The following is a 5,293-nucleotide window of genomic DNA, read 5'->3' as shown; positions in this document are numbered from 1 at the left end:
CCGCCCCGACGACGAAAACGCCAGACCGAAAACATACCGGCTCCCTTCATAAGGAAGCCGGTATGTTAGCGCCTATGACCCTCTCCCCCCCGGGGAGAGGGGATCTCTTCCTGCGTGTATAGTTTAGCGAAGGAAGAGGGCGACCGTCAGGCGCCGAAGCCGCCGTCGATGGTCTGGAACGAGCCGGTGATCATCGCGGCATGCGGCCCGGCGACATAGGCGGTCAGTTCGGCGACCTCGTCGGCGTCGATGTGGCGCTTGATCGCCATGAAGCTGTGCATGGCGGGCGCCATCGGGCCGTCGGCCGGGTTCATGTCGCTGTGGGTCGGACCCGGCTGGATGGCGTTCACGGTGATGCCACGGTCGCCGAAATCACGCGCGAGTCCGCGCACCATGCCCTGGACCGCCGATTTGGTCAGCGCATAGGCGGCCCCGCCGGCGAAGGGCATGCGGTCGCCGTTGACCGAGCCGATGACGATGATGCGCCCGCCGTCGTTCATGCGCCGGGCCGCTTCGACCGCCGCATGGTAGGGCGCCCGGACGTTGATGTCGATCATCCGGTCGACGGCGTCGGGATCGAAGGTCAGCGGATCGCCCAGGATCGCCGTTCCGGCATTGACGACCAGCACGTCGAGCGCGCCGCGATCGGCCACGGTGGCGATCAGGGCGTCGCGGTTCGCGCTGTCGGTTTGGATGGCTTCCGCGCCGGTCTCGGCGGCAAGCGCCTCGGCGGCGTCCTTCGACCCGGCATAGGTGAAGGCGACGGTGCCGCCGGCCTTGGCGAAGCGGCGGACGATGGCCTTGCCGATGCCGCGGCTGCCGCCGAGGACCAGGATCTTGCGGCCGGTGAACTCACCCATGATGCGCTCCTTGAGAAAATGTAGTGAGCGCTATATAAATTCAGGCAGGGGGTTTGTGCAAGGAGAAAATATAGTGGTCGCTACAGAAACGTCCGGAGCCCGGGGACGGCGGCGGTCCTTCGATGTGGACGAGGCGGTCGAGACCGCGATGAAGCTGTTCCATGCGCGCGGCTACGACGCCGTGGGCGTCGCCGAGCTGGGGGCGGAGTTGGGGATCAAGCCGCCGAGCTTCTATGCCGCCTTCGGCAGCAAGGCCGGGCTGTTCGAGCGGGCGCTTCGGCGCTATGCGGCGGGGGAGGCGAACATCTTCGCCCGTGCGCGGGCCGAGGGCGGCGACGTGGCCGAGGTGGTCGAGCGCACGCTGCTGCTGGCGGCGCGGCTCTATCCGGAGCGGAACGGGGTGGCGGGCTGCCTCGTGCTCGACGGCGCGCGCAACAGCGCCGATCCGGAAGCCTGCGCGCTGGCCGAAGAGATGAGGAAGGCCGGCGTGGCGGCACTCCGCGACTTCATCGCCGGGGAGGCGCCGGAGCGGGCCTACGCACTGGCCGACTTCGTGACGATCGCGATGCGGGGAATGTCGGCGGCGGCGCGTGACGGCGCCGACGAGGCGGCGCTCACCAGCTTCGCGCAGATGGCGAGCCGCGCCTTCCGCCGCGAACTGGCGGCGGAAGGGTGATCTGGAAGCCGAAAAAACCTTGGTTCAGGCCGGCATCGCCTCGCGCGGGATGATGGCGCCGCGGTGCTGGATGACGGCGGCGGCCAGCCTGTGGGCGGCGCGGGCGGCATCGGCCGGCCCCTCGCCGCGCAGGCGGGATGCCAGATAGCCGGCGCTGAAGCTGTCGCCGGCCGCCGTTGTGTCCACCACCGTGGCGACCTTCTGCGCGGGCACCTCGACGGCGTTGCCGTCCTGGAACACGACGCAGCCGGGCTGCTCCAGCTTCAGCACGATCTCGGAGACACCGGCGTCGCGGACGCGGGCCAGCACGGCGTCGGCATCGGCATCGCCATAGAGGTCGCGCAGGTCGGTGACGCCGGGCAGCGCGATGTCGGTCAGCCGCAGCATGCGGTCGAAGGCGGCGCGGGCGGTCTCGATGTCCGGCCACAGGCGCGGGCGCCAGTTGGTGTCGAAGGCGACCTTGCCGCCGCGCGCGCGGACCTGCTGCAGCACCTGGAACAGCCGCTCGCGACCCTGCTCGCCCAGGATGGCGATGCTGATGCCGGAGAGGTAGACGACGCCGTAGCCCTCCAGCGCCGCGCACAGCTCCGGCGTCTGGGGCAGGGCGAACAACTCGCGCGCCGGCGCGCGGTCGCGCCAGTAGAGGAAGCGGCGTTCGCCGCTGGAGTCCGTCTCGATCAGGTAGAGGCCGGGCAGGCGGTTCGGCACGCGCAGCACATGGCCGGTGCCCACACCCTCCGCCGCCCAGGCGGCGATCATGTCGTCGCTGATGCTGTCGTCGCCGAGTGCGGTGACATAGTCGACCGGCGTGCCCAGACGCGCCAGATAGACCGCGGTGTTCAGCGTGTCGCCGCCGAACCCCATGGTCAGCGACCCGTCCGGCCGCCGGAACATCTCGATCATGCATTCGCCGAGCGCGGCGACGCGGTTGGGCGTGTCGGTCATGCTTGTTCTCCGCAAGCCGGGGATGCCCCCGGCAAATCCTTAAGTCATGCCGCCGCAGGGCGGCTTTGGCGCGCCCGCATGCGTTCGCGGTGCGCGGTGTAGAGGCCGCTGGCGATGATCACGCCGGTGCCGACGAAGGTCCAATGGTCGGGCACCGCGCCGAAGACCAGGAATCCCAGCGCGGTCGACCAGATCAGCTGCACATAGGTGAAGGGCGCCAGCACCGATGCCTCGCCCTGGCGGTAGGCCAGGATCAGCAGCCATTGCGACGCTGTGTAGACCAGCCCGATGAAGACCCCCAGCAGCATCTCCCACGGCGTCGGCCAGACCGCATGCAGGGGAAGCAGCGCCGTCAGCGCGATCAGGCCGGTCAGCGCGCTCCACACCATGGTGGTCAGCGGGTTTTCCTGCACCGTCATCTTGCGCGTCGCCACCAGCCCCAGCGCCCAGCTGAAGGCGGTCAGGATCGGCAGCAGCGAGGCCGGCTGGAAGCCGTCGGCCCCCGGCCGGATGACGATGATGACGCCGGCCAGCCCGACCAGCAGCGCCGCCCAGCGGCGGATGCCGACCTTCTCGGCCAGCAGCAGGATCGACAGCACGGTGACGAAGACGGGGGAGACGAAGCTGATCGCCGCCGCCTCGGCCAGCGGCAGATGCTGCATCGCCATGATGAAGAACAGCGCCGAACCCAGCATGCCCAGACCGCGCACGACCTGAAGCCCCGGCCGCGTCGTCTTCAGCACGCTCAGTCTATCTTTATGACGGGGCGAGCCGCCGCGCAGGGCCAGCGGCATCACCAATGCGGTGAAGACGACATAGCGCATCCAGGCGATCTCGGCCGGCGGCAAGGTCCGGCCGAGATATTTCGCCGTGGCGTCGGAGCAGGACAGGCAGGCCACCGCCAGCACCACCAGCAGGATCGCCCGCATCGGCTCCGTGCCCTTGGCCCCCGATCCGGTTGGCTGGATCGGGGTCTGCGGGGCGTTCACCGGCTGGGGGCCGGGATCGCGGTGGGGGCCAGGGAGAGGGGTGGAACTGTCAGGCATGGCGCCGGCTCTTCAACGGTTTCCGACAAGGGGGCGGACCCCTTACATAACCGCTCCCATCTGCCAAGGAGCGAATTCATCGGCGCCGACGCCGAGTTCCTCGCTCTTGGTCTTGCGGCCCGACGCGGTGTCGAGCACCAGTTGGAAGATCGCGCGGCCGACCTCCTCGATGGTGGCGTCGCCGGTGGCGATGGCGCCGCAATCGATGTCCATGTCGTCCGGCATCCGGCGGAACAGCGTGCTGTTGGTCGCCAGCTTCAGGCTGGGCGTCGGCTTGCAGCCGAAGACGGAGCCGCGGCCGGTGGTGAAGCACAGCACGTTGGCGCCGCCCGCCACCTGTCCGGTCGCCGACACCGGGTCGTAGCCGGGGGTGTCCATGAAGACGAAGCCCTTGTCGGTGATCGGCTCGGCATAGCGGTAGACGGCGGTCATCGGGGTGGTGCCGCCCTTGGCGACCGCGCCGAGCGACTTTTCCAGGATGGTGGTCAGGCCGCCCTTCTTGTTGCCGGGCGACGGGTTGTTGTTCATCTCGCCGCCGGTGCGGCTGGTGTACTCCTCCCACCAGCCGATCCGCTCGACCAGCGCCTCGCCCACCTCGCGGCGGACGGCGCGGCGGGTCAGCAGATGCTCGGCGCCATAGACCTCCGGCGTCTCGCTCAGCACGGCGGTGCCGCCGTTGCGGACCAGCAGATCGACGGCATAGCCCAGCGCCGGGTTGGCGGTGATGCCCGAATAGCCGTCGGAGCCGCCGCACTGCAGAGCCAGCGTCAGGTGGCTGGCCGGCAGGGTCTGGCGGGTGACGTCGTTGATCTCCGGCAGCAGCGCCTCGATCCGGCGGATACCCTCGCGGGCGGCGGCAGCGGTGCCGCCCATGTCCTGGATGCCGATGGGGATGACGCGGGCGCCCGCCTCAAGGCCGGTGGCCTCCATCAGCTTGTCGATCTGGTTCACCTCGCAGCCGAGACCCAGCAGGATCACCGCGGCGAAGTTGGGGTGGCGGGCATAGCCGGCGATGGTCCGGCGCAGCGTGTCCATCACCTCGCCGCTGCCGGCCATGCCGCAGCCGTAGCCGTGGGTCAGCGCGACGACGCCGTCGATGTTGGGATAGGCGGCCAGCGCGGAGCCACGGAAATGGTCGGCGATCATCCGCGCCGCGGTGGCGGAGCAGTTCACCGAGGTCAGCACGCCGATGTAGTTGCGGGTGGCGACGCGGCCGTCCGGGCGCAGGATGCCCTGGAAGGTGGCGCGCTCGGCCTCCGGGATCGGTTCGACCGGGTGGACGTCGGCGCCGAAGGCGTAATCGCGCTCGAAATCACTGCCCATGCCCATGTTGTGGACGTGGACATGGTCGCCCGGCTGGATCGCCGCGGTGGCGAAGCCGATGACCTGGTTGTACTTGCGCACCGGCTCGCCGGCCGCGATGGCGCGCACCGCGACCTTGTGCCCGGCCGGCACCGGCCCGGTGGTCGCGACTTCTGTGCCGGGCAGAGTGATGCCGGGCTCCAGGTCGGCGCCGGCGACGACGACGTTGTCGGCGGGGTGCAGGCGGATGGTCAGCGATGCCATGGAGGGTGTCCTTGAGGAGACGTGATGTCGCGATATCCCCTCTCCCCCCCGGGGAGAGGGTTAGGGTGAGGGGGACGCACAGCGAGGATTCTTGGGATAGCCACGCCGTGCAACACCCCCCCCCCCCCCCCCCCCCCCCCGGGGGGGGGGGGGGGGAGGCGGCGCGCCCCCCCCCCCACACCTCGCAGAGGGGATTTGGG

General features: G+C 69.9%; 5 protein-coding genes. 1 reads left to right on the top strand and 4 read right to left on the bottom strand.

Features of this window, described 5'->3' with window-relative positions:
* Window positions 1-146: 146 nt before the first annotated feature.
* The gene (gene bdcA, locus FZ029_RS32605; protein ID WP_149274339.1) at window positions 147-860 is read right to left on the bottom strand and encodes an SDR family oxidoreductase; all 714 of its coding nucleotides are present in this window, start codon (window positions 858-860) and stop codon (window positions 147-149) included.
* A gap of 73 nt (window positions 861-933) precedes the next feature.
* Between bdcA and FZ029_RS32600 the strand changes: the two genes are divergently transcribed.
* Window positions 934-1,536, top strand: a complete 603-nt coding sequence (locus FZ029_RS32600) for a TetR/AcrR family transcriptional regulator (protein ID WP_149274337.1) — start codon at window positions 934-936, stop codon at window positions 1,534-1,536.
* A 24-nt stretch (window positions 1,537-1,560) separates the two neighbouring features.
* Here the strand turns inward: FZ029_RS32600 and FZ029_RS32595 are convergent, their stop codons facing one another.
* Genes FZ029_RS32595 through FZ029_RS32585 form a run of 3 tightly spaced genes read right to left on the bottom strand, consistent with a single transcriptional unit; the run spans window position 1,561 to window position 5,093 of the window.
* Window positions 1,561-2,481: a sugar kinase gene (locus tag FZ029_RS32595; RefSeq protein ID WP_149274336.1), complete on the bottom strand. Its 921-nt coding sequence runs from the start codon at window positions 2,479-2,481 to the stop codon at window positions 1,561-1,563.
* Window positions 2,482-2,525: 44 nt separating this feature from the next.
* Window positions 2,526-3,527 carry a DMT family transporter gene (locus tag FZ029_RS32590; protein ID WP_149274334.1) on the bottom strand — a complete coding sequence of 334 codons (1,002 nt, stop codon included), beginning with the start codon at window positions 3,525-3,527 and terminating at the stop codon, window positions 2,526-2,528.
* Window positions 3,528-3,569: 42 nt separating this feature from the next.
* Window positions 3,570-5,093, bottom strand: coding sequence for an altronate dehydratase family protein (locus tag FZ029_RS32585; RefSeq protein WP_149274332.1), 1,524 nt, complete (start codon window positions 5,091-5,093; stop codon window positions 3,570-3,572).
* Between the last annotated feature and the right edge of the window lie 200 nt (window positions 5,094-5,293).

The sequence above is a fragment of the Azospirillum sp. Sh1 genome (genome assembly GCF_008365135.1).
GTDB lineage: Bacteria > Pseudomonadota > Alphaproteobacteria > Azospirillales > Azospirillaceae > Azospirillum > Azospirillum oryzae.
The sequence above is the reverse complement of the archived record's forward strand: the minus strand, read 5'-3'. Positions and strand labels throughout refer to the sequence as shown.

Excerpts from the sequence above, each read along its gene's own strand:
- FZ029_RS32595 (WP_149274336.1), bottom strand. The coding sequence starts at position 2,481 with ATGACCGACACGCCCAACCGCGTCGCCGCGCTCGGCGAATGCATGATC.
- bdcA (WP_149274339.1), bottom strand. The coding sequence starts at position 860 with ATGGGTGAGTTCACCGGCCGCAAGATCCTGGTCCTCGGCGGCAGCCGC.
- FZ029_RS32585 (WP_149274332.1), bottom strand. The coding sequence starts at position 5,093 with ATGGCATCGCTGACCATCCGCCTGCACCCCGCCGACAACGTCGTCGTC.
- FZ029_RS32590 (WP_149274334.1), bottom strand. The coding sequence starts at position 3,527 with ATGCCTGACAGTTCCACCCCTCTCCCTGGCCCCCACCGCGATCCCGGC.